2 protein-coding genes are annotated in these 2,762 nt (G+C 43.9%); both read left to right on the forward strand.

Annotated elements, in window-relative coordinates:
- Positions 1 to 749: 749 nt before the first annotated feature.
- Positions 750 to 1,436 carry a type 1 glutamine amidotransferase gene (locus QM629_RS18530; protein WP_415161391.1) on the forward strand — a complete coding sequence of 229 codons (687 nt, stop codon included), beginning with the start codon at positions 750 to 752 and terminating at the stop codon, positions 1,434 to 1,436.
- A gap of 205 nt (positions 1,437 to 1,641) precedes the next feature.
- Entirely contained in the window at positions 1,642 to 2,694 is a 1,053-nt protein-coding gene (locus QM629_RS18535; protein WP_415161392.1) for a hypothetical protein, read from the forward strand.
- Positions 2,695 to 2,762 lie beyond the last annotated feature (68 nt).

A 2,762-nucleotide genomic window follows, 5' to 3' on the forward strand; every position in this document is an offset into this window, starting at 1 on the left:
AACTTGCTTCGGGAGAACCTCGCTATGCACATTCCCCTGTGTGAGAAAAATTATCATGCTCGGTTTCATTCGTATAATTTTTGTTTTTCAGTTGTCTCATGGAACCTCGCTATGTACATTCCCCTGGTGTGAGAAAAATTATCATGCTTGGTTTCATTCGTATAATTTTTGTTTTTTCAATGGTCTCATGGAACGCCTTAATATACATTCCCCTGTGAGTGAAACATTTTACATGGGCGTTTCATTCGTACAAGTTTGTTTTTTCAATGGCCTCATGCCTGTCCCGAACTGGCTTCGGGAGAACCTCGCTATGCACCTGCCTCTCCGGCAGGCAGGCATTCTGCTTTTTGTGGGCTCCGGGCTCTGCGAAGTCTCCTAACCACAAGTGTTCGAAGCCTGTATTAGCGATCCGCGATCCGTATGATCGCCCCCGTGTGCAGAAATAATTGTGCCAGGGGGATTTCCACACCGTAGGTGTGGTGCGTGTAAACGTTCCGTTCCAATGGAACGGTAAAGAAACATTACGGGCAGCATTGTACACACGTTAAGCCTCTATGAAGCTTTAGGAAAATGGTTTCGAACACTTGTGGTCTCCTGACTTCGCAGGTTCTATGCGCAAAGTCTCTTGACTTTTCTAAAACATACACATCAAATATATTACTGCCCGTAAAAACTTAACGCCCCTAAATTTGCGCAACAGTTTAATTAATTACGAAATATAAAAATTTCCCTCCGGGGAACAAGGATTTATGCATATTCACTTTATTCAGCACATGCCGTTTGAGCACCCTGCTTCTATTGCAGACTGGGCAGCAGAAAAAAGTCATGCCACTGCTTATACAAAGGTTTTTGAAGAGGCCGCTTTTCCCCTGGCAGATTCTTTTGATATGCTCGTGATCATGGGCGGTGTGATGGGCGTATATGAAGAAGATAAATATAGCTGGATGCCTGCTGAAAAAACATTCATTAAACAAGCGATCGAAGCAAAAAAGAAAGTGCTGGGCGTTTGCCTGGGCGCCCAGTTTATAGCAGCGGCCCTGGGCGCAAAAGTATTTCCGCATACCCTGAAAGAGATTGGCTGGCTGCCGGTTGAAAAAGTTACACCGCATCCGCTTACCAACCATTTGCCGCATACATTCACCACCTTTCACTGGCATGGCGATACATTCACTTTGCCTGATACGGCGATACATCTTTTTAAAACAAAAGGCTGTGCCCAACAGGGTTTTGTATATAACAATCATGTGGTGGGCCTGCAGTTTCATGCGGAAGTAAAAGAAGACCTTTTGAATGGCATGACAGAGCATGAACGGGCTGAATTGATAAAAGCAGATTTTGTGCAAACAGAAGCTGAACTAAAAACTTTAATGCAGCAGCACATCAGCCTGCAGAAACAATACATGTTTGGTTTCCTGGAAACATTTGCGCAGCTTTAAAATAGCGTTCTTGCAATGTGCGTAAGTTATGCGGCGCCTTGTGCAAACCAGCCAAGGCTGTAAATATAAATTTTGGTGATACGGTTTTATGTCTTAGGTTTAATACCGGAATTTTTATTAGCCTTGGAAATACATCATAAAATCCGGATACATAGCTTGTCCTTAAACAAAACCAATGATTAAACATTCTTGAACCATTTAATTTATGAAAAAAGCTAATCTCATCATCACAGGCCTTTGTGTGTGCCTGCTCCTTAATTCCTGCCAAAAAGAAACGATGGAAACCAGCGCTTTATCAGCCGGTGAAACCAGCCTTGCCACAGTTAACGGGCCGGTAAAAGTAACAGGGATAGCATGGCCATCAACAACCAAAACGCAGTTTATAGCCAATGCTGATGGCAGCGGCACTGCCGAATTTACTTTGAATTTTGCGGCAAAAAAGCCGGGGATAAAGATACAGGCCCTTACTTTTATTGCTTATGAAACCAATGAGGGAGATGCCTTCTCCATTTTTATGAACGATATACCTGCTTTTTTCAGCCCCACATCATATTACGGGTCAGCTAAGGCTATCACTGCCATCAACGGCACAAATATTTCGTTGCCCGACGACGGCAGCCCTGTGCCGGTTACATTCACTATTCATTATGGTGTGCCATCGGCCACAGGCAAGGTAAAAAGCAGCGATACCGTTTCTGTTCAGCTGGTATCGCTTGACTTTGTAAATAAAACCAGCCCGTATATCTTATTGCAAAGCCTTACTTCTCCTGTTTCGCCTGAAATGATGATAACGGGCTCTAAACCTTTATTAGGCCTTAATGCACATGAGCCCGGTAATTTGCATATAGGCTTAAGCCGTATTCTCCAGTTGCAATATGTTTCGCAGGCCGGTTCATCAGGCATCAACAACCTACCGCTGGTTATAAATTGCTCCAATACAAGAATCAGGAACAAGCTTATTGTTAAAGATGAAAACAACAAGGTTATAAAGACCACCACAGTGCGCAATGAAAATAACTACACCATACATTTTCCGGAAGATTATGCCCTGAATGGTGCAGGTGCGCACACATTTAATGTATATGCAGAGGTGTACCTGGTGCATAGCCAGGCGTCTATACATACCAAACTGCAACCTGCTTCCGCTTTTTCGTGGACAGATATTGCGGGCGGGAATACAACGCCTTTTACAATTGAAAACAAAATCTATTACCGCGATTATCCCAAAGGGTTAACAACCGTTACAAAAAATTATTGAAGCGCTTTACGAAACCCGGTCGGGCCGCGATCGCGGGGCGCCCGAAGGGGAACAGGGGCGAATAAAAA

This window comes from Parafilimonas sp., assembly GCF_047606085.1.
Classification (GTDB): domain Bacteria; phylum Bacteroidota; class Bacteroidia; order Chitinophagales; family Chitinophagaceae; genus Parafilimonas.

Coding starts and splice junctions, on each gene's coding strand:
- QM629_RS18535 (WP_415161392.1), top strand. CDS start 1,642: ATGAAAAAAGCTAATCTCATCATCACAGGCCTTTGTGTGTGCCTGCTC.
- QM629_RS18530 (WP_415161391.1), top strand. CDS start 750: ATGCATATTCACTTTATTCAGCACATGCCGTTTGAGCACCCTGCTTCT.